Source organism: Sorangium sp. So ce1153, assembly GCF_051521595.1.
GTDB lineage: Bacteria > Myxococcota_A > Polyangia > Polyangiales > Polyangiaceae > Sorangium.
In genome coordinates, this window is record NZ_CP150361.1 from 13,024,083 (window position 1) to 13,045,829 (window position 21,747).

At 68.9% G+C, this 21,747-nt stretch carries 17 protein-coding genes; 9 read left to right on the forward strand and 8 right to left on the reverse strand.

The annotated features are described in order from the left end of the window. Positions 1-34 precede the first annotated feature (34 nt). The 4 genes from WME85_RS47430 to WME85_RS47445 all read left to right on the forward strand — a co-directional run bounded on the left by WME85_RS47430 (position 35) and on the right by WME85_RS47445 (position 7,574). A complete protein-coding gene (locus WME85_RS47430; RefSeq protein WP_437831356.1) occupies positions 35-1,960 on the forward strand; it encodes a hypothetical protein in 1,926 nt (641 codons plus the stop codon). Between the two features lie 2 nt (positions 1,961-1,962). Then, entirely contained in the window at positions 1,963-3,783 is a 1,821-nt protein-coding gene (locus WME85_RS47435) for an acetyltransferase (RefSeq protein ID WP_437831359.1), read from the forward strand. A 29-nt stretch (positions 3,784-3,812) separates the two neighbouring features. Continuing rightward, positions 3,813-5,306 (forward strand): OmpP1/FadL family transporter, encoded by a 1,494-nt coding sequence (locus tag WME85_RS47440; protein WP_437831361.1) that lies wholly within the window; start codon positions 3,813-3,815, stop codon positions 5,304-5,306. Between the two features lie 369 nt (positions 5,307-5,675). Continuing rightward, the gene (locus tag WME85_RS47445) at positions 5,676-7,574 is read left to right on the forward strand and encodes a hypothetical protein (protein WP_437831363.1); all 1,899 of its coding nucleotides are present in this window, start codon (positions 5,676-5,678) and stop codon (positions 7,572-7,574) included. A gap of 28 nt (positions 7,575-7,602) precedes the next feature. Here the strand turns inward: WME85_RS47445 and WME85_RS47450 are convergent, their stop codons facing one another. Next, positions 7,603-9,567, reverse strand: coding sequence for a multicopper oxidase family protein (locus WME85_RS47450; RefSeq protein ID WP_437831365.1), 1,965 nt, complete (start codon positions 9,565-9,567; stop codon positions 7,603-7,605). Between the two features lie 97 nt (positions 9,568-9,664). Between WME85_RS47450 and WME85_RS47455 the strand changes: the two genes are divergently transcribed. The 3 genes from WME85_RS47455 (at position 9,665) to WME85_RS47465 (ending at position 11,843) form a co-directional block, all read left to right on the forward strand. Next, positions 9,665-10,555 (forward strand): LysR family transcriptional regulator, encoded by an 891-nt coding sequence (locus WME85_RS47455; protein WP_437831367.1) that lies wholly within the window; start codon positions 9,665-9,667, stop codon positions 10,553-10,555. Between the two features lie 80 nt (positions 10,556-10,635). After that, positions 10,636-11,271 carry a hypothetical protein gene (locus WME85_RS47460; protein WP_437831369.1) on the forward strand — a complete coding sequence of 212 codons (636 nt, stop codon included), beginning with the start codon at positions 10,636-10,638 and terminating at the stop codon, positions 11,269-11,271. Continuing rightward, positions 11,268-11,843 carry a hypothetical protein gene (locus tag WME85_RS47465; protein ID WP_437831371.1) on the forward strand — a complete coding sequence of 192 codons (576 nt, stop codon included), beginning with the start codon at positions 11,268-11,270 and terminating at the stop codon, positions 11,841-11,843. The genes WME85_RS47460 and WME85_RS47465 overlap by 4 nt, the downstream gene beginning before the upstream one ends. Positions 11,844-11,902: 59 nt before the next feature. Here WME85_RS47465 and WME85_RS47470 read toward each other — a convergent pair whose 3' ends face one another. Further along, a complete protein-coding gene (locus WME85_RS47470; protein WP_437831374.1) occupies positions 11,903-13,186 on the reverse strand; it encodes a radical SAM protein in 1,284 nt (427 codons plus the stop codon). Between the two features lie 4 nt (positions 13,187-13,190). Next, complete coding sequence (locus WME85_RS47475) at positions 13,191-13,643, reverse strand: hypothetical protein (RefSeq protein ID WP_437831375.1); 453 nt, start codon at positions 13,641-13,643, stop codon at positions 13,191-13,193. 269 nt (positions 13,644-13,912) lie between these two features. Between WME85_RS47475 and WME85_RS47480 the strand changes: the two genes are divergently transcribed. Together WME85_RS47480 and WME85_RS47485 are read left to right on the forward strand one after the other, a co-directional pair. Beyond that, positions 13,913-14,302, forward strand: a complete 390-nt coding sequence (locus WME85_RS47480; RefSeq protein ID WP_437831378.1) for a hypothetical protein — start codon at positions 13,913-13,915, stop codon at positions 14,300-14,302. A gap of 105 nt (positions 14,303-14,407) precedes the next feature. After that, positions 14,408-17,398, forward strand: coding sequence for a hypothetical protein (locus WME85_RS47485; protein WP_437831381.1), 2,991 nt, complete (start codon positions 14,408-14,410; stop codon positions 17,396-17,398). A 198-nt stretch (positions 17,399-17,596) separates the two neighbouring features. On the opposite strand, the gene WME85_RS47490 is transcribed toward WME85_RS47485, so the two are convergent. The 5 genes from WME85_RS47490 to WME85_RS47510 form a co-directional block, all read right to left on the reverse strand. Then, positions 17,597-18,931 (reverse strand): methyltransferase domain-containing protein, encoded by a 1,335-nt coding sequence (locus tag WME85_RS47490; protein ID WP_437831382.1) that lies wholly within the window; start codon positions 18,929-18,931, stop codon positions 17,597-17,599. A gap of 104 nt (positions 18,932-19,035) precedes the next feature. Continuing rightward, positions 19,036-19,488: an Rrf2 family transcriptional regulator gene (locus WME85_RS47495; protein ID WP_437831384.1), complete on the reverse strand. Its 453-nt coding sequence runs from the start codon at positions 19,486-19,488 to the stop codon at positions 19,036-19,038. 328 nt (positions 19,489-19,816) lie between these two features. Further along, positions 19,817-19,945 carry a hypothetical protein gene (locus tag WME85_RS47500; RefSeq protein WP_437831387.1) on the reverse strand — a complete coding sequence of 43 codons (129 nt, stop codon included), beginning with the start codon at positions 19,943-19,945 and terminating at the stop codon, positions 19,817-19,819. Further along, on the reverse strand, positions 19,942-20,598 hold the full coding sequence (locus tag WME85_RS47505) for a DUF1294 domain-containing protein (protein ID WP_437831389.1): 657 nt from the start codon (positions 20,596-20,598) through the stop codon (positions 19,942-19,944). Before WME85_RS47505 ends, WME85_RS47500 begins: the two co-directional genes overlap by 4 nt. A gap of 466 nt (positions 20,599-21,064) precedes the next feature. Further along, positions 21,065-21,580 carry a hypothetical protein gene (locus WME85_RS47510; RefSeq protein ID WP_437831390.1) on the reverse strand — a complete coding sequence of 172 codons (516 nt, stop codon included), beginning with the start codon at positions 21,578-21,580 and terminating at the stop codon, positions 21,065-21,067. Positions 21,581-21,747 lie beyond the last annotated feature (167 nt).

The window sequence follows — 21,747 nt, forward strand, 5'->3', positions numbered from 1 at the left end:
ATCTCGAGAAGGTCCCTCGACGAGGAGCCCTCGCATGACGCACTCCCCGCTCGCACTCCCCTCTCGGCGCGGCGCCGCGCTCCGCGGCCGTGTTTCCCTCCTGCTGCCCGCCGCGCTCGCCGCGCTCGCCGCGCTCGCCGCGTGCGGCGACGACGACGGCGGGGGCGGAAACGGGGCGGCCGGCGGGGGCGGCGGCGAGGACGGTGCCGGCGGCAGCCCCGTCATCGAGGAGCCGAACCGGTTCCGCCTGCGCATCGACGACGCCGAGGTGCCGTCGGTCACGCTCCAGCTCGACAAGCAGAAGGCGCTCCAGGTCTTCGGCGAGGAAGGCGCGAAGCAGATCACGATCCTCAACGTCAACACGACCGGCCTGCTCCGGAACGCCCTCGAGCAGATTCAGAAAGCGTGTGGGGAGTCGTGGCGGAACAACAACGCGAACCCCGGCCACGACTGCTCGCTCACCCCGCTCGGCCAGAGCTTCGGGGCGGAGTGGCAGACATCGCCAGAGTTCGCGCTCGTCCGGCTGCTCACCATGACACCGGCCAATGCGAACGTGACCGGAACGTCGCTGGAAGATCTGAAGTATCTCGCCGATGTGAACCCATCGGTACTGAATTTCCCACGAATGCTTGCCGAAGCTCTCGGCATCGAGCCGACTGATCCGTTCGTATCGCTCGATGCGCTCATCCCCGCGCTCCAGCAGCAGCTTCTTGGTACGCATCCGGCGATCCCCAACCCGGACGGCGTGAAGATGCCTGTCACGTTATACGATGCCTTGTTCGACCTTCAACCGCTCTCGGAGGAGCTCGGCCCATCCGGAGACCATCCTGGCGTGCTCGTCCCCGATGACGGCACGTTCACGACGAAGAGCGACGTCCTTTCACCCGACTTCCAGATGCGCGTGGTCGCCGAGTCTGGTCTGCGCAGGGTCACGGGACTCGACCTCTCGAAAGGAGGCGGCGACATGTTCCTCCGGCTCGGCGACGCGCCTCTCCGGTTCGACTTCAACGACCCGGAGAAGCTCCAGGTCAGCGGCATTGCTCAGCGCCCGACGGTCGACATGCGGATCTCGATGCGCGAGCTGCCGTCCGCTGTGGAGTCATGCACGGAGGTGCCAGCTTGCATGGCCAATTACCCCGATACGCCGATCGGCACGGACACCGTTTGGACGGTCTCGCCCTTCCTCCTTGAGCCTATCGTGGCCAAGGCGGCTTACCTCGCTTATGGCGGCCGCGAATTCACGGGGTGCTACTTCCAAGCCGGCATGCCCCCGACGTGCCGCGTCGGCGTGAGCATCGGTCAGGACGGCAATCCGCCGGGTTGGACGATCTTCCTCGGCAACATCTCCTTCCCGCCCGACCCACCGCCCCGTGTACCAGAGCCGCAGTTCCTCTGGGAGCTGCTCACCGAGGTCGGCCAGGTCGCCATCCACGACCCGACCGGCGACGGCGCCGCCGAGATCGTCGAGGGCGCTGCCCAGCCGGTCTTCGCGCTCCGCGGCGTCGAGATCGGCCTCGATGACGAGCAGATCCTCGCCGAGCTCCGCCCCACGCTGCAAAGCCAGGCCAAGCAGATCGCCGAGATCATCCTCGGCCGGTACTGGGTCAACAACGACGCGCTCGACTTCTTCTACGGCCGCGGCGCGCCGGACGGCGCGCCGACCTTGTTCTTCGTTTCCGAGGACGACCTCCGGCCTTCGGATCAAAGCTCCGAGGCTCCCCGCGACTACACCTACAAAAAGCCTGGCTTCTTCACGAGCCCGGATCTCGACGAGGCAAGCAAAGTCTCGAAGAAGGAGCTCGAGGGCGTCGCCGACACCGCGCACGAGAAATACCGGCTGCCGCCGGGCGATACCACGCTGTACATGCAGGACGACGAGGGCGCCGTCTACGAGGTGCGCTTCCACGTGCCCGACGGCGACGACCCCGTGGAGATCACCGCCGACGTGGAGAGGCTCTGATCATGGTAGCGCGAGACAGCACCCGCCCCGCCGCCCCCGCCCGCCGCCGGCTCTCCTGGCTCGGCCCGCTGGCCGCCGCCACCCTCTCCGCGGCGCTTCCCGGCTGCGTCGACGCCGTCACCGTGGAGCAGCCGCCGCCCCCGCCGGGGCTCGGCGTCAACGAGAGCCGCACCCTCACCCTCGAGTTCCTGCGGTTCGACGCGCGCCGCTTCGCGAAGACGCTCACGCTCGACGAGCTCAGGGCCATCCCGCGGCCCACGCTCGAGGGGATCTGGCTGCTCGATCTCGATATCGCGGCCCTCATCGAGAACGCGCTGCTCAAGATCATGTACATGCCCCCCGCCGAGATCGACGCGCTCCCGCCCGCGTCGAGGAACCTCGTCGGTCTCCTGAACATAACGCCGGAAAACGCCGATCTCGGCGGCACGAGCCTCGAGGGCCTGCTCGGCGTCGGCAACGCCGTCGGGCTCCCGACATCGAAGATCCTCTCGGACCTCGTGGGCGTGGCCGGCAACGAGCGGCTCATCCCCGTCCAGATCACGTCGCAGGCCGTCCTGGAGAACCTCGTCAGCACGCACCCGAACACGAAGACCCGCAGGGGTCCGCCCACCGACGAGCACCCCGACGGCATCTACCCCGTCGCGCCCCACTCCATTCCCGTCACGCTGTACGACGTCGTCACCGACTTCGCCGGCCTCGCCGAGCAGTTCGGCCCGACACCGCTCGATCCGGAGGCCCCCGACGGGCCGAAGCACCCCGGCTTCATCAAGGCCGCCGCCGGGGTGAAGGCGGCCCTCGACGACTTCACGATGACGGTGCGGGTCAACGTCAACGCCCTCCCGTACAAGGGGGTCGACGCGACGACGGCCGCCGTGGCGAGCGTCAACAGCACGCCCGGCCAGATAGACACCCTGTTCGACTTCAGCGAGCCGGACTGGCTCGAGCTCGACAACCTGGCGAAGAACCTCAGCATCGGCGAGCTGACCCTGGCCATCCCCGAAAGCGCGATGTACCTGCCGGGCGGCACGCTCCCGGAGCCCGCGCCGCGCGGCAACTCGCCCGTGTGGGAGCAGCCGCTCTGGGAGTTCGAGCACATCCTCGCCCGCGCCGGCGAGCTCAAGGCAGCGCAGATAGAGGAGCATTGCACGAGCTACGGGCCCCAGGGCAGCTCCACGAGCGACTTCCAGCCCGTCGAGGTCTGCATCGACGCCACCGGATGGACCGAGATCAGCGTTGACGACAGCGTCGTCGTGGAGGAGCCGTCTCCATCGTACTTCTGGGACATCCTCCTCGAGGTGGCCCAGGCGCGGCTCCACGACGGCGGCCTCGCCGAGGGGAAGGCCAACCTCGAGGTGCCCCTCCGCGACGTCCCTGTCGGCGTGAAGACCGAGGATCTCGTCGCGAGCATCAAGGAGAACCTCGCGAAGGATCCGGCGGTCCTCAAGGACATGGCGATCGAGCTCAACGACAACGCCGCTGGCGACGCGGACTTCTACCTCTACCAGCCGAGCACCGAGAGCGGCGTCGCGGGCCAGCGGGATTACCTCTACTTCGTCGCGCCCGACGATATCCGCAAGGACGCGGAGGGCGAGCGCGTGCGCGACTACGCGTACGAGCGCCCGGGCTTCTTCGCCGACGCCGCGCTCGCGAAGAAGGTGTCGACGACCGAGGAGATCGACGGCGACGCGCTCCACGAGAAGGTGGAGGTCCAGCAAGGAGATACGCTGTATTTCGCGGACGACGAGGGGCGCCGCTACGAGATCAGGGTCGGCGACAAGCCGAGCGCCCATCGCCTCTCGCTCACCCTCACCCGGATCCAGTGATCGGCCCCCCCACCGTGAGGACCCGTGTCATGACAGGAGCTCTGCCGACCCCGCGACCCCGCGCCCGCGCGCGTGCATGTCAACGGACAGGACGTGGACTCGCCGCGCTGGCGCTCGCGACAGGCCTCGTCTGCCGGACGGCGGGCGACGCGCGCGCCTCGGGCATCGACGCGCCGTGGGTGACGAGCGGCGCCTCGGGCCCGACCACCTCGGACGCCGCCGCCGTCTTCTGGAACCCGGCCGCGCTCGCGGGCGTCGAGCGGCCGGAGCTCCTCCTCGGCGCGGGCCTCATCGTCGGGCACGCCACCTACAAGCGCGAGCGGCGCGGCACCTACCAGACGCCCGACACCCTGGAGTTCAAGCTCCCGCTCGATCCCGCGAACGTCGACCTCCGGAAGACCGGGCCGGCCGAGGAGGTCTCGACCACGCCGGTCGCGCCGACGGGCAACGCCTTCCTGGCGATCCCGGCCATCCCGAAGCGCCTCACGGTGGGCGTCGGTCTCTACGTGCCGTATGCAGCGGCGCTCAGCTTCCCCGACGGCGCCCAGCGGTGGCAGCTCCAGCAGGCGTTCATCGTCGCGAGCTCGCTCACGGCGGCCGCCGGGCTCCGGCTGACCGACCAGCTCTCGCTCGGCGCCGGCCTGTCGTACGTCGGCGGACTGGCCGAGCTCTCGAAGGTGCAGGACTTCGCCAGCCTCAAGGAGTTCCACGACGGCCTCGACTACCTCAAGCAGGACAACGACTTCGGCCCGACCACGCCGTCCGAGCTGCGCGAGCTCGACGTCCTCGCGCGCCCCATCGCGCTCAAGCAGGCGATATCGCACGGCGCCTCGTTCCACCTCGGGCTCGCCTTCAATCCGAACAAGGACCTGCGCTTCGGCCTGACGTACCAGCACAGCGCCGCGATGCGGTACAAGGGCACGTTCGCGATCGACATGAACCATCCATTCTTCACGCAGGACCTGGCCGAGCAGGGCCTGCGGTACAAGCCGCTCGTCGAGGGCGACGCGGAGCTCTCGTTCACGCTCCCCAAGCGGCTCACGGCCGGGGTCGGCTATCGGGTCAACGACAAGCTCAGCATCGATGGCCTCCTCTCGTACGTGCTCTACTCGGACATCGAGGCGTTCGTGGTCACGGCCTCCTCTCCGGACCTCGCCCAGCCGAAGCTCGGGATCACCAATCGCGTGGCCGTGACGCTGCCGCGCCGGTGGAACGACACCGTGTGGGCGGAGGTTGGCGCCAAGTACCAGCTGAGCGAGGCGCTGATCGGGACCGCGTCGGTCGGCTATCAATCGCCGGCCTCGCCGGACGAGACGATCGACGTGGCCTCGCCCGACAACCACCGGCTGATCGGGGACGTCGGCGGCATCTTGAAGGTGAGCGACAGCGTCTCGCTCTCGGGCGACGTCCGCGTGCAGGGCATCTTGCCGCGCACGGTGACCGGGTCGGATTACGACCTCGGCAACGGGGAGTACACGCTGGTGCTCACCACCGTGGGCGGGCACCTCAAGGTCGTGTTCTGAATGCAGTTCATCTACCGCCAACGGCAGAAATGTACAGTGCCGCTGGCGCCCCTCCTGGAACATCGAACAGCTCGTGACCCGTGAAAACGACGGGTCTCGTCGCCGGCCGCGGCCTGCGGAGCGCTGGAGCTTCAATTCAGAGGCGCACCAGCTCGCAAGCTAGCGGATCTGTTGTGAGTTCAGCCTGCTCGATGTCCTCGCCTTGCAGGACCGAGGTCACATCACCGGTCGCAGATGCCGGGGCAATGATCGCGCGCTTCTGTCAACCTTGACAGTGTACCTCGACCGGATGAAAATGAGGGAGTGGCGGGTGCGTACTCAACGCGTGCATCGGCGCTTCGGCTCCTGAGGCTCGGAATCGCTGCGGCGATGATCGGTGGATGCGCGCAGATCATCGGTGCGGATTGGAAGCGTTACGAGGAAGACACCGGCGGAAACATCGGCGGGAATGCCGGCGGAGGCATCGGCGGCGGAATCGGCGGAGGCGCCGGCGGAGACACCGAGCCGTTAGCGCACTTTGATCTAAGTATCGACGACTCCAGGGATAATGGGATCGACGTCGAGATCAACAAGACGAACGCGCTGAATGTCTTTGGCGAGAGCGCAGCCCAGCAGATCCGCCTCTTCGAGCTCGACACCACCGCCTTGCTGCAGAACATCATCGACCAGATCCAGGACGCATGTGGAAGCACCTGGCGGAGCAATAGCCCCGATCCTGGCCACGACTGCACGCTCACCCCGCTAGGCCAGACCTTCGGGTTGAGCTGGCGAAGCTCGCCGCAATTCGCTCTCGTACGTCTGCTCACCATGACGCCCGCCAACGCCAGGGTGACGGGGACCTCGCTGGAGAGCGTGAAGGCGATATTCGACGATAATCCAGGCACCTTCTCTTTTGACCTTCCTGATGTCCTCGCCGCGAGCCTCGGTATTGCAAGAACCGACACGTTCGTACCCACCAATCGGCTCATCATCGCGCTGCAGCAGCATCTGCTCGGCACGCACCCGGAGATCGGCAACGTCGAGGGCACTCTGCCGATCACCTTGCATGATGCGCTCCACGACCTCACACCGCTGGCGAGCAAGCTTAGCCCTGTCGGTTCGGCGCCCTGGGCTGACGTCGGCGAGCACGCGGGCGTGCTCGTCCCGGACGATCGTAACTTCAAAACCCAGGCTGCTCTTCTGCTACCCGAGTTCTTCCGAATGCACCTGACGGCCGGATCGAACCTCCGTTGGGTCTCGGGTCTGGATCTATCCAGGGGCGCAGGGCACATGTTGGTCAGCGATTCGGATGCACCAGTCCGTCTGGATTTCACCAACCCGAACACGTTTATTGTCACCGGGATCGCCAACTACCCCACAATAGACCTACGGTTTGCGATCAGTGAGCTGATGGGCGCCGTTCGTACATGCGACGAAGAGCCTGCATGCCAGAGCAATTATCCACCTCCAACGGGGACACCGGTCGGCATGGACACCATCTGGACCATCGCCCCATTCTTGCTCGAGCCCATCATCGCAAAATCAGCTTTCCTCACCTATGAGCACCGCGAGCTCAGCACGTGTTTTTTCATTCTCGGTGATATGTGCCGCTTCGGGATTGACGTCGGCCAGAATGGTACACCGACCGGCTGGTCCGTGCTCACAAACAGAATCGCCCTCGACGGCATGACCGCCGACGCGCCGAAACCGCAGTTTCTCTGGGAGCTGGTCACCGAGGTTGCGCAGGTCGCCATTCACGACTCGACTGGCGATGGATCTCCAGACTTGGAGGAGGGCGCCATACACCCCGCTTACACTCTCCGCGGCGTTGGAATCGGCCCCACAGGCGAGCAGATCGCCGCGAACATCCGTGCGACGCTTCAGAGTCAAGGGACCCAGATCGCGCAGATCCTCCGGGGCCCATACTGGGAGGACAGCGACGCGCTGGATTTCTTCTATAGCCGCAGCGGACCTGAAGGCGATGCCTGCTTGTTCTTCGTTGCGGAGAGCGATCGCCGTCCCGAAGAAAGAAATCGCAAGGTGCCAAGGCCGTACGAGTATGAAAGCCCCGGTTTTTTCAACAGCCCTGATCTGCGCGAGGAAAGCAAGGTCTCATCCAAGTCCATACCTCTCGCGGAGGACAGAACCCATGAAAAATTCTGCCCTCCACCGGGCGACACGACGCTGTTCATCCAGGACGATGAGAACATCACCTACGAGCTCCGGCTTCACGTGGACAGCGAAAAACCGCTGGAGCTCGCCGTCGACGTGAAACGACTCTCCCCCTGAAGCCCTGCCGAGGCCGATCACCGCGCGATCACGGCCCGCACAGCTCGAAATCCGGCGCCGGCGGGGCCGGGTACGCGTCGGTCGCCGTCTTCGCGAACTGGCACTGCAGGTCGTCCGGCTGACACCCGCCCTGGGGGATGCACGCGCCGTCCGCGTCCGTCCCGAGACACAGGCACTCCTGATCCGCCGGATCGCAGATCTCCACGAGCTCCATCATCCCTTCGTCCTCGTGGTTCAGCTTGTGGCAGTGCAGCACGAACTGCCCCGTGAACTTCCGCGGGTTCATCAGCACGTCGCGCGGCCCGTCCTCGACCTGGACCCACATCGTGTCCCGCCAGTGGGGGAAATTGGGCTCCTTGTTCGACTTGTTGGGGCACACGAGGAAAGGGTTGATGTGGATGTGGAACGGGTGGCCGTCGAACGCGCGGATCTCCCACCGCTCCGCGCTGCCGGCCGTCATGACGCGGTCGCTCCGGTAGCCCCGCAGCCGCCGCTCGTCGAACTTGCGGCAGCTGATGTTCGGATCCGGGCAGAGGCACACGGGCGCGTCGGGATCGATCTCGTGCGGGTGCGCCTCCGGGTCGCACGACCTGAGCGCCACGTCCGAGCTGAGGTCGGGCGGCTGTGACCCCGGCGTGGGCACCAGCAGCACCACCTTCTGGTGCACTGTCTCGACCGAATCGCAGCTCACCTCGATCACCTGCCCGTCGACCATGCCAGTCCACGACGTGGGCGGGGCGAGCGCGGCCACGTCCGCTTCGTCAGGCAGGTTCACCTCGGTCGGCTCCCCCGCGCTCGCGGACACGTCGACGATCGCGATGACGCTGCCCAGGAGATCGTTCGGCCGGCGCCCCACGAGACAGAGCGTCTGCTCCTGCTCCGGCATCTTCACCATCACGTCGGCGCGGTACCCCGGCGACACCCACACCGTGTCGCTCCGGTAAAACTGCGGCAGCGTCAGCCCGTCCCGCGCGATCTGCGTCGTCTCGATCGGGGTCTTGTCGAAATCGGAGCACGCCGCGTCCTTCGCGACGTGGAGCTTCATCCCCATCTCGTCGGGGCTGCCCGCGTACACCATCCGCCACCGCTCCACCTGCCCTGGCGGCGTCACGAGCCGCGGCCTGAGCCTGCCGTTGATCAGCGTGGCCCGGAGCGTCTCGACCGCGAGGAAGTCGGTCACCGACAGGTTGTCCTCGGTGCAGTCCTCTCCCTCCTTCAAGGGCACCGTGTTCTCGTGATCGATGGGCACCTGCGTCATCACCATGACCCGCTCTCTCGCCCTGGCGACGCCGGGCACCTCGTCGAGCGCCCCCTCGATGATCAGCGCCCCGGCGGCGCCGTCCATGACCTGGATGGCCGTCGATCCGTGGATGTGCGGATGGTACCAGTCGGTCCCCTCGTGGTGGATCCCGTCCTCGTCCAGGTCCCACCGGTACCGGGCGCTCTCCCCTGGCCCCACCGTGTGCAGCACGTGATCCCCGAAGTACCGCCCGCCGGCGGCGCAGCCGTCGCCCTCGCAGGGGTCCGCGGGATCGTCCGTCGCGAAGTTGGGCTGCACGTGCAGGCCGTGCCCGTGCAGGTTGGTGAGGTTGAAGTCGTGACACGACCTCGATCCGTGGCCCATCATGCTCGCGATCTCGCGAAAGTCGCTCTTCGCGAAGTCGTTGCGCAGGTTCACATGCACCTTGCGGTCCTCGCCCTTCGGGATGCGGATCGTGGGCCCGCTCGTCATCCCGTTGTAGGCGCGGAGACAGAACCGCCGCCCGTCGATCTCGACCGCGCTCGGGCCGAAGTGCAGCTCGTATGCTCCGCCCTCGCCCGGCGCCAGCTCGGGCGGGTCCGCGTACACCGCCGTCGTCTGCGGCGTCGCGCTGCCCTCCTCCTCCCCGCCGCAGCCCGCGATCCCCGCGGTGCCCGCGGCGCCCACGGCCAAGAGAGCCAGCGCCGCGAGCGATCCTGTGCGCGCCAGGGCATGTGAAGCGTCTCGTCCCATCGGTGTTCTCCTCCAGGAACGACGCTATCGAGCCGCGCCAGAGGTCGATGGCCGAAGACGGTCACCCCTGGCTAGAATGCGGACAGTGGCAGGGTGTATGGATCTCGAAGAGCTGCGCTCCTTCATCGCCGTCGTCGAGGCGGGCTCGTACCTCGGCGCCGCGCGCGCGCTCGGCACGTCGCGCACGACCCTCCGGCGCCAGGTCGCCGCGCTCGAGTCGCGCGCCGGCGTCCCGCTGCTCGAGAGCGCGCGCAGCGGCGTCGCGCCGACCGAGGCCGGGCAGGTGATCGCGCGGCGGGGGCGCGGCATGATGCAGGAGGCCGCCGCGCTCCTGGCCTCGATCCGGGAGGTGGGCGACGCGCCCTCGGGCACCTTGCGGGTCGTGCTGCCCGTGGGGCTGCCGCCGCACGTGCTCACGCCGCTCTTCGCCGCCGTACGCCGCGCGTACCCGAGGCTCCACGTCCATTGTCGCTTCAGCAACGACCCTCTGGGCGAGGCCCTGACCGACATCGATATAGCGGTCCACTTCGGCGAGGACGCGCCGGGGGGACACTGGATATCGCACGTCGTCCTGCGCGCCCGCGAGTGGCTGATCGCCGCCCGCGCCTACCTCGATGAGCGCGGCACGCCCCGGACCATCGAGGACCTGAAGCACCACGAGCTGTTCGCGTGGCAGGCCCCCGGCGAGGACGCGCGCGTCTGGCGCACGTGGCGGGGCGCTTCCTTCACCGTCGAGCCGACCCTCATCGCGACGGACATCCACTTCATCCGCCACTGTTGCATCTCCGGCCTGGGAATCGGCCTGATCCCCGACGCGCTCCTGCCCGATCCCGGCCTGGGCCCGGACGCGCTCGTCCCGGTCCTCCCCGACGTCGTCGGGCAGGAGCGGCCGGTCCGCCTCAGCGTCCCGGCGATGCTGTCGGAGATCCCCAAGATCAAGATGGTCGTCGATCGCGTGCGCGCGTCGCTCGGGCAGATCCAGGGGTAAGGCTGCGCTGTGAGCATGCGCAGCGTGCGCGAGGAGGTTCAGAATCCCTTGCGTCGCGCGTGGCTCGCCTCTAGGGAGGCGTGACTTTGGGTGCTCTCCGCGGCAAGCTCACTTTCTCCCGGTTCTTCGTGCTCGGCGATCCACCCGACAACCTCGCCGGCACGTCGATGAAGCGCATCCGCGCCGCCGCCTCGCAGCCGCTCGTCCCGGAGCAGGACGAGAACGAGCGCCACGGGTGGTGCTCGATCGAGGACCCGATGGACGTGGACCTCGACCACGAGAAGGTCTTCTTCAACGAGTACGTCTGCCTCGGCCTGCGCGTCGACCGCTGGGTCGTGCCCAAGCCGCTGCTGCAGGCCCACCTCCGGGACGCGGAGGCGGCGCTGCTCGAGAGAAAGGGCCTGGAGCGGCTCGGGAAGAAGGCGCGCGCCGATCTCAAGCTCTTCGTGCTGAAGAAGCTCCGGCGGCAGCTCATCCCGGTCACCAAGAGCACCGAGCTCGTCTGGCACACGGGGACCGGCGTGGCGCGCTTCTTCAGCCAGTCGCCGCGCGTACACCTCCTCGTCCAGGATCTCTTCGAGAAGACGTTCCGCCTCAAGCTGGTCCCGGAGAGCCCCGGCACCGCGGCGGAGCGGCGCCAGCTCGACGCGCGCGCGGAGAAGCTCTGGGAGGCGCTCGAGCCGACCTCGCTCGCGCGGCCCGGAGGTGCGGAGTGACGGATCTCGTCGAGCGCATCGAGCGCAATCGCTTCGTCGGGCGCGAGTTTCTGCTCTGGCTCTGGTTCGAGAGCATGCTCTTCGAGACGAACCTCGCCCCGACGGGCGAGCCTGCGTGCGCGCTCTGGCTGGAGGCGCGCCTCACGCTCGCCTTCGAGAAGGACGAGAGCGTGCTCAAGACCGCGACGCCGGGCGCGGCGCCCGAGGCGAAGGAGGCGCTGCGCCAGGGCAAGCTCCCGCGCGAGGCGCGCCTGCGGCTGGTGTCCGGCGAGCGCGAGTATGCGTGGCTCTTCAAGGGGGACACGCTCGGTCTCGCGAACCTGTCGATCCCGGCGGAGCTCACGAAGAAGGACGACGAGATCCACGAGGTGCTCTACGAGCGGATGCGCCTGGTCGAGGCGCTCGAGGCGACGCTCGACGCGCTCTTCAGCGACTTCCTCGCGCTCCGCCTCGGGGAGGTGTGGGAGGCCGCGGTCGTGCCCGCGCTGGTCCGCTTCGCGCACGACGAGGCGGTCGACGAGGCGTCGTACCGGAAGGCGAAGCAGCGCGCGCTCGGGAAGCGCTCGCGCTGAGCTGGAGTCGTCGCCGGCTGAGCTCGCGCGGCCTCCTGTGCTGGCCCACCTCCTTGAATCTACGACTCCGGGATGAGAGCCAGTCGCCGGCGCGCGTTCCTCGGCACCACCGGCTCGGGTGGCGGCGGGGGCGGCGCGTCCCAGGCCTCCTCGACGAGCTCGAAGACGCCGTGGTCATACGGCACGTTCGGCGCGCGCTGCTTCATGACGAGCCGCTCGCGGATGCCCCGCCGCTTGAGCTGCGTCGCGCGGTGGTAGCAGAAGGGGTTGTTGCCGCGCTTGCCGAGCGTGCAGTGCGCGGTCCACGAGCACCCCGCGCGGCAGGCGTCCGCGTAATAGCACGTGGCGCAATGACCCCAGAGCTCGCTCGCGTCGCGATCGCGCGCGAACCGGACCGCCTCCGAGCGCTCCCAGATGTGCTCGACACCGAGCTCGCGCACGTTGCCGCCGGCATAGGGCGCGGTCGGCAGCGAGGGGCACGCCTTCACGGTGCCGTCCGACTCGATGCCGATCGCGTTGATGCCGCCGCGACAGCCGCGCCAGTGGGCGTCCCCGCCGCCGGGCCTCGAGCGCAGGAGCTGCTCGTGCGGCCCGAAGTAGCCGATATTGTTGTTCGCGAACACGTTGAACGGCACGCCCGACACGTGCGTCTCGATCGCCTCGCGCTGGATGGCGGCGAGCGTGTCGATGACCTCGACGACGCGCCACGGCTCGAGGATCCATTCAGGGTGGTCGGCCGCGCGCCCCATCGGCACGGTGAGCTGCACCTGCCAGGTCTGGATCCCGTGCGCGCGCAGCTCGGCGCACGTCTCGCGCAGGAGGTGCGCGTTGAGGCGGTTGATCTGGGTGTTGGCGGTCGTGATCAGCCCGGCGGCGCGGCCGTTGTCGAGCGCGCGGATGGCGGCCGCGTGGCTGCCGACGTTGCCGCGCAGCTCGTCATGGACGTGTGCCGGCCCGTCGACCGAGACGCCGAGCCCGGTGAGCCCCGCGGCGCGGAGCGCGTTCGCCCGATCGAGCGTGAAGGCTCGCCCGCCCGTCTGCATGATGACGCGGATGCCGGAGCGCGCGAAGCACGAGATGATCTCGGGGAGATCGTCGCGCAGGTACGCCTCGCCGCCGATGAGCGCGATCTCGCGGCAGCCCAGCCGCACGAGGCTCGCGGCGACCTCGAGCACCTCCTCGGTCGATAGCTCCGCGTCGCGCGCGGCGCCGGCGCGCGATCCGCAGTGCTGGCACGGCTGGTCGCACCTCATCGTGAGCTCCCAGACCGCGTAGATCGGCTTCGCCTCCAGGAGGTCAGCGGGCATGAGCGAGCGAACGGGGATCTCGGTCGGCGCAATCATCGGCTCACCTCCCCGCGCTTCCCCCGCCGACCGCGGGGCCGCCGCCGCCGGCGCCGCCGGCGCCGCCGGCGCCGCCGGCGCCGCCGACCGACGGGCTGTCGCCGCCGGCGCCGCCGACCGACGGGCCGTCGCCGCCAGCGCCGCCGGCGTTGTCGTCGCCGCCGAAGCCCCCTGTCACGGTCGTGGTGACCGAGGGAGAACCTCCGTACGCCGAAGTAACGCTGATGTCGCCGCCGAAGCCCCCTGGCCCGCTCGTGCTGACCGAGGGGCCGCCTCCGTACGCTCCACCAACGTTGATGTCGCCGCCCCAACTCGAGCTGCTGGAGCTGCTGGAGCTGCCTTGGTCTCGCTGGTCGGTGACGTCGGTGGTGCAGGCAAGTGGCTGGAGCAACGCGGCCGTCAGGCCCATGAGCACGGCGACTTTCGTGCGCGGGACGGCGCCGTCCGCCGTGCGCATGGCCGCGCCGCAGTGCGGGCATTCGCTCTCGTCGGGCCGCGCGTGGCAACCGCAGGAGCTACAAGGGACGAGCGTGGGAAAAGGGACAGGCATGGGTAAGGTAGTCCTTTCGCGTCGAGGCTGGCGTCTCGCTCCCAGCAATTCGCGCGCCCTCCCGGTCGCAACCACCAATCCACGCGAGATCATGACGAAAAGCGCCACGTCGGAGCTCCATCCGATCGAGCCGCTTGGCACATACCGGCACGCGATTGGCACAGTTCGGTGCGTGATTGGCACAAGTCGGTGCGCCCACGCGCCCGATGCGCCCGGACGTCACGACCACGGCGCTGCGCAACCTCGTGACGCAGCTCATGAAGCTGGAGACTGGCAATCGCCTCTTCGGTGAGCTCGTCAGCGGCGTGAGCTCGCGCCACGACCTCGGTAACGACGAGCCGCTCGTCGGTCGCACCGGCAAGAACATGCGCCCCCGCGGCATCAAGATCGAGGTGGCGGGCTGGGGCGGTTTGCCAGCTGGCGTGATGGTCTCGGCTCCACGCATCTCCATGAGCAGAATCGTGCTCAGAGGACACGCGAGCAGCCGGATCTATCTATGTTGCGGCGTCGGCCGATCCCCCGGCTCTTCCGCCACAGCGTCACGCTACGACGGCGGGCCGCGATGAAGCGGTTCAAGCTCGCCATGGAGTTTCTCTGTGAGTATGCGCAAAACACACCTGTTCTCATCGATTTGCATCGCATGGACTCTCCTCGCAGCCGGCTGCGTCGACATGGGCGAGAGCGTCGACACGACCGAGAGCGTCGCCACGACCGAGAGCGCCGACACGACCGAGGGCGCGACGAGCGATGCGCCCTTTCTGTCGGGCGATCTCGTCCTCCAGCAGGTGGTCGCGCAGCTCGGGCAGGACCCCTCATCGACTGTCCGCCTCGCGCTCGATCGCGCGGTCAATCAGGTCGGCGGCTTCGGCGTCGAGCCGTACCCGTCAGTCGATTGCGGCGGCGAGCCGGAGCGTTTGTACTGGAACGGTGAAGCCGCACACCTCGCGCGCCTCGGCGTGGTCGCCGTCGCCGACCTGCTCGCGCTCGAGGCGGTGACCGAGGGACCGCTCCAGACCGACCTGCTGCGAAGCGCGCCCGTGCGCCCGGGCGATCTCGCGCGCGTCTTCCGCATCCTCGCGAGCACGGAGAGCCCGGCGCTCGTGTTCGAGGCGGCCGCGTCGCTCTCGAACAACCCCGGAACGACGGAGGACGAGCGTCGCGCGCTCGTCGCATTCGTCGCGGATCTCCTCCAGACCAAGCGCTTCCGCTGCGCGGCCGGAGCGCTGCGCACACCGGACCTCGAGCATCCGCCGAGCGTCGACGAGCTGCTCGTGACGCTGCGAGCGTCGGCCTCGCGCTCGGTCCGCGAGTCGGCCGCTGCGTGGTACGGGAGCGCCGGCACCTTGAGCGCGGCGCAGGCCGACGCCATGCTCGCCGATCCGAGCTACCGCGTACGTCGCGCGACGGGGCGGCTGTTCTGGAGAGGCTCGGACGTCGGCCCCGCGCGGCAGCGGGAGCTCACGCAATGGTTCGCCTCCGCCGCTGCGCTGAACGAGATGCGGGCGGACACGCTTCGCGAGGACTACGGCGTCCGCGAGGAGGACAGCGGAAACTGGTCGAGCCTGCCCAACGGGATCGCCGCGCGCCAGGCGGAGGCGCGCGGGCAGTTCCTCGGCGAGGCGCTCGCGTCCGCGCCTCCGGACGTGGACATTTCCGGGTTCCTCGCGGAGGTCGCGGAGACGACCGACGTGACGAACCTGATCGAGGACGCGATCACGGCCATCGGACGCTCCACCGTGCTCTCTGCGGCGGCGCGGCAGAGCGCGCTCCTGTCCTTGTACCAAGCCGCCGATACGGCGAGCTGGCGCGACGTCAATCCCCGTCCGCGCGGCGCGCTGTTCAAGGCGCTCGTGCCGCTCCTCGCCGACGGCGCGGCCTCGGACGCGGACGTCGCGGCGAGGCTCGACCAGGCCCTCTCGTGGCAGCGCAGGAAGACCAACGACTGGCCGGCGCTCCGGGCCGTGCTCGTGAGCGGGTCGCGCGCCGAGCGCATCGGCGCGCTGGTGACGCTCGCGGACAAGCCGCTCGACGACGTCAACTCGGGGCTCGCGGCGGGGCTTATCGGGCTCACCGACGTCAGCGCAGCGCAGAAGGCGCAGCTCCTGAACGACGTCACGCCGTCGATCGCCGGCTGGCTCGTCCCCTTGGCGGCGCTCGAGGCCGCGATGGATCCCCGCGCCGTGCTCGCGCGCATCGCAGCGCTCGCGCAGGCGCAGCGCATGCGCCTCGCCGCGGACATGCTGCGGGCGTATACGCGCGCCGCCGCGAGCCTCGACCTGAGCGGCGCGGAGGTGGCGCAGGCGGTGACGCGCTACGCCGGCGCGGTCGACGGGTACTGGGCGAGCCAGGTGCCGGCGGAGATCGCCGGGCTCCTCTCGCTGCTCGACGACGCGCGCGTGAGCGACGACGAGCGCGCGCAGGCATGGCAGGAGATCCTCGCGCCCGCGAGCACAGCGCCCCGCTGGTTCCTGCTCATCGACGCGCCGAGCGGCGGGCCGAGCATGGGGGCGATCGCCGCGATCGTGCGCCCACGCGTCGTCGTCAGCGCGAGCACGTGCTGGCAGGGCCACGCCGACCCGGCGACGACGCGCGACGCGCTCAGCTTCACGCGCCTGGCCTACATCGTCGAGCCGGCCACCCTGGAGATCGATCCGCGCGTCGTCATCGCGCAGCGCGCGGCCGCGGTGCGCGCGGCCTCGCAGAGCACGGAGGAGCTGCCGGACGGCGCCGACGCGGCGGCCGTCTTCGCCCTGCGGCCCGCGTGGCGGAGCGCCTACATCGACGCGACCGACCCCGATCGCGCGAAGTGGGAGAAGCCCGCTGCGGAGCTACTGCAGGAGGTCCTCGGCACCACGGGCAGCGAGGCGACGCTGTACGACGCCGCGCACCGCCTCGCGTTCGCGCGCGACCTGCGCAGCTTGCCGCGCGAGCAGCTCGACGCCGTTCACGCGCACCTCGTGCAGTACGGGACCACGGCGCGCGCGCGCGCTCAGTACGCCTTCGCGCTCGAGGCGATGTACGGCACGGCCTACGACGCGCTCGCCACCCGCTTCCGCGACGCGGTCGATCTGCGGTGGGATCTCGGCGATGCGGCGCGCGCGCGCGGCGAGGAGGCGGCGCTCGAGGCGATCCTCGGCGCGGCGGGGCACGACTTCGGGATGCTCGACTCGGCGCTCGCGCTGTCGTCGCAGGTCGTCGCCGGCGCTCGGGTGTCGAGCTCGTTCCGCCAGGGGATGCTCGAGTTCGGGCTCGAGGCCGAGCGTTTCTGGGGAACGCTCGGGCTGTGGTCCGCGGGGCCGATCATCGAGGCGCGCACCACCGAGCCCGATCTGTCGTTCATCGCGCGCGCGGATGCGGTCCATGTCTTCGGGCTCGGCAGCGCGAGCGGCAATCGCGCGTTTATCGCGAAGAGCTCGACCTTCGGCTCGATCACGCGCGATCCGCGCATGCCTCCCGCCACGGCGCTGCAGGTCGCGTGGAATCGCCTCGCGCTCGGCCGCTTCAACCTGCGCCGCGGCCTCTCGTACATTGGCTCGGGAGGCGTATCGCCCGCGACGATCACGTCCACGGTCGACGCGGTGCTCGGCATCCGGGCGCGCGATGACGTCGATTCGGAGGAGAAGCAGGCGCTGGGGCGCGCGCTGCTGAGCGTCCTCGAGTAGGCTTTGGCGTTCGATCGTCGAGCCGGCCGGCGCCCGGCTCGACTTCGGGGCGACGCGCCATCGGCCGGCGGCGAGCCGAACACGCCTGCTTCGCAATGCGTTCCTCCCGCGGGCTGTGGCGTGAGAGGGCAGCCGAAAAGAGGGAAGGCATGCCCGCGCGACCCGAGCCGGCCCGGATCCGTCCGCGCGCGTCCGTGCTCATTGGCGACGCCCCTCCAGGGCTGCCTTGATGCCAGCGTGAAAGGCAGGGGACGCAGGGTTTTCTTCGAAGTTGACGATTCTCAAGGTGGTGTTCCTCGCGATCGCGGTCCGCAGCGCCTCCGCACCGACGTCCCCGATGGCGTTGTTGCGCAGCCGGAGAATCTTGAGCGATGCGTTGTTGCGAAGAGCGTCGCCTACACTCGCCGCGCCGATGTCGCAGATCTCGTTGTGGTTCAGGCTGAGCGCGGTCACCGAGCTGTTGGATGCGAGCGCCTCTCCAATAGCCGCGGCGCCAACGTCGCCGATCTGGTTGCGCCCGAGCCCCAGCTCGACCAATGAAGTGGACGTCCGGAGAGCCCCTGCGATCGCCCTGGCCCCAATATCGCCCACTCGGTTTTCGTTGAGACACAGCGTCGCGAGAGAAGCGTTCTTTCTCAGGACATCTCCCAGAGCCTCGCCGCCGACGTCCCCTATCTCGTTGTTGAACAGCCACAGCTCCTTGAGCGCGGTGTTGGCGAGAAGAGCGTCTCCGATGGCCTTGCAGCCAAGGTCTGTGATCTGGCAGCCGCCCATCCTCAGGATGGTGGTCTTGCTCGTCTCGAGAGCCTTCGCGACGGCCTCCACCTGGGTTTGCCGAAGCGCGCCGTCGACCGTGACCTCGACCTGTCCGGCGTGGAGCCGCCCCACGGCTTCATCTGCGCCGACGATCACGGCGTCCCTCCTGCAGACTACATTGATAAATGGGAGAGTCGCGCCACCGCCCGCAGGCTCGTCGATGTCGGAGAGCTCGACGAGCCCGTACGGACCGAACTCCCGCTTCACCGACTCGGCGTCGTAGAAGTACATCGGAAGACCGGGCAGGCGCTCGTACCAGTCGTCGCCGAGCCGGAGCCCATGTCCGTACATTGGCGCCTTCTTCGAGATGATCGTGAAGATCATGTGCCCACCGGGCGCCAGCTGGCGGTAGCAGTCTCGAATGAGCTTCTCGCGACCGCGGGCATCCAGGAGGTAGACAAGCCCGTAGCAGAAGATGCCGTCGTACTGCCGGCGGTCGAAGGGCATGTCGGCGACTGATCCGTGAACGATGGGGATCTCGAGACCGAGTCTCGAGCGGGCAAGCTCGATCGCCGTCGCAGAGATCTCGATCCCCGCCACTGACATCCCGCGCTCGAGAAACGGCTTCGCGTTCCTGCCGTAGCCGATGCCGGGTATCAGGACGCTCTTGACACCGGCTCGAGCGAACGTGTCGCGCGCGAGAGAAGCAGACGTCGTTGGCTCCAGTCCCCACATCAGCTGCTTCTCGACGAACGCGGGTTCCCAGAATTCGGTCATGATGGTTTGTCTCCTGCTCGTTGTGAGACGGCGCGGCGCTGGGAAGGGGCGTGGATGGCTTGATCGGCGGCGCCTGCTCGTGTGGATGGATTCGCCTTCATCGTTCATCTCATGTCACCGGGAGGCGCGGGGCGAGCAGCCACCCGAGTCCGCACGTCCTCGCCCAGGGCCGCGAGCGTCACCTCGCCGAGGCGCGACAGAAGCAGCGACTCCGCAGCCTCGAACGACTTGCCAAGAGCCGCGTTGACCGCCTCTTCGACGGCGCAGCCGGGCGTCTCCGTCCGGTTCCCGATGGCGAGCAGCGAGGGCGAGCCGAGCGCAGTGTAGATGTCGCGCAGGGTCACCTTCGCGAGATCGCACGCCAGGGACCATCCCCCCCCATGTCCCTTCTCCGACCGGACGTATCCCTGCTCCCGGAGGCCCGCCATGACTCGCCGGATCACCACGGGATTGGTGTCCATGGCTTTCGCCATCTGCTCGGACGTCAAGGGCCCCTCGTGCTGGGCCATGTGCAGCAGGACGTGAAGCACCCCGGAGAGTCGGCTGTCTCGTCTCACGCAACTTATGATGTTACATGAACGGAGGCTTGTCAAGGGCACGGCCGCGGAGGCTCGGCCGTCGACCCGCGCCCAAGCGCTTCGGTGGCCTTCTCGAAGGGAAGCGCTCGCGGCGAGCTCGGCGGCGCCCCGCCGCCGCGGCGCGACCGTGGCGATACGCGCCCGGGGGCTCTCGGGCGGCTCGCGCCGGCAGGGGATCATCTCCTCCGGGTCGAAGCGCCGCGGCCGGTGTCGAAGTGCGTATTCCGGGCCGACGTGACGGCCGATTCTACGGGCGGAAGGGCACGGCGGTGATCGTGGACGAGCATCGCCCCAGGGCCCATCGCGACTACGGCAAGTGGCCGCCGGAGCGCGTCGTGGCGTGGGCCGAGACGATCGGCCCGAGCGTCGTGCAGCGCGGGGCGGGCGCGCGCTCGTAGGCGGCGCCGTCATCAAAGTGGATGGGGGTAGCGCTCATGGGAGTCTCCGGGAGTCAATGAGGGGCAGGGCATCCCGGTCGGCGGCCAGCGGTGCCGTGACCCGGTCGATCCCCGCACGGGCGCCGGCGCCATGGTCGGAGGCCAGGTAGCCGAGGCCGGCGACGTTCAGCGCCAGCGTCAGCCAGAACACGACGCGGAAGGAGCGCTTGCTGGATTTGTGGCGCAGCAACTGCTGCGCATACAGCGCGCCTGGCCAACCGCCGACCAGCGCAAGCAGGTGCAGGGTCTGCTCCGGCGTGCGCCAGGCGCCGCGCTCGGCGGCGCGCTTGTCCTTGTAATAGACCAGCAGCGTCACCAGGCTGGCGCCGAGGTAGAGCCAGGGCAGCACACGCGGCACCCGCCCCAGGGCGGCCAGCGCTGTCACCAGCGCGAGGAAGGGCAGCGCCACCAGCAGGGCGCGGCTCGCCGGGCCCAGGCTCGCTCTGGCGCCGGCCAGTTCGACGTCCTCGGCGCGGACGCGGCCCTGCGCGTCGCGAGCCGCACGATAGCGGACCGTGGCGCCCACCGCGGGGCGCTGGCCGCGCGGCAGCGACTTGATGTGCACAAAGGCCTCGGGGCCGCCATCGGCCGGCGCGATGAAGCCAAAGCCCTTGTCGTCCAGCCAGCGGACGATTTTTCCGGTGTTGCGCATGGGGTCTCCTTGAAGTACGGGCGCCGGGTCAGCGCGGAGCTCGGCGTCCGCCAGGTCGAGCTCGCGGAGCTCGCGCCAGCGTTGGTGCGAGGCGTCGCGCTCAGTATGGCCGAGAAATTGTGGTGAGTCCGACCGAGTCCTTCAGCCATTTTCCCGAAGCCGGCGCTGCGTCCTACCTGCGCCTGCAGGCCCGCTTGGTGAATTGTCGTTGCAGAAGCTTTACAGGCAGGCCACGCAACGCGGAGTATCAAATTCATGATTTTCTCCGATGCTCCGAAAGTCTCATAGGCAAGACTCGTCAACTCTACCGAAGAGAGCGACATGGACGCATGTTGCTCTGGTCAGGAGCGGAAGCCCTATCGATGCGCGGCGACCGCTGACGAAGGGCACGACCGATGCCGTCGCCGTGGCTCGTGCGCGCGCTCGCCGGAGAGAGCTGGGCCGCGGCGGAAGGGGGCGCCGCCGCTCACTTCACGCAGGTGCGCTTGTCCTGGTAATCACAGCTCGGCACGCCGGCATTCACCACCGTCTCGGTAAAGCCAGGGTAGCAGATCGGGTCGCACGTCGCGTAAGCCCCGCTCGGGTACGGCACCGCACCGCACGAGATCCGATCGTAGATCCCGGCGCAGTAGCTCGGCCCGCTCTGCGAGCCGCTCACGTACCAGCCGGGCGGACAGGCGACGGAGGCGTCGCAGTGCGCGAAGGCCGCCCGCGTGGCCCAGGGGATGAGCTCGCAGCGGTAGGCCTCCCCGTTCGCGCAGCCGAGCGCGCTGCCCTGGCTCAGCGACACGGAGTGCGTGTACTCCCCGCTGACGCACGCCGCGCATTGCCACCCCGTCAGCGCTTGCGCCCCCGCCGCGATCGGCTCGGCCAGCGCTGCGTCCTCCCCCTCGGCCGTGCCGAGGCAGCCGGCGGCTCCCGTCAGGGCCACGCTCAGCCCGAGCCCAGACACACCCATCGCCCACCGCGAGAAGCTCTCCATGCTCGTCCTCCGATGCGATCCCCGCCACCAACGACGTGATCCATGGTGAGGACACCGCAAGAGCGCAAGGGACGCAAGGGAAAGCGATATCCACCTGCCGGCGGCGAGCTGGGAAGCGTGCGAGATTTCGCTGCGCGTGGTCCCTCGGCGACATCTTCCCTGACGTA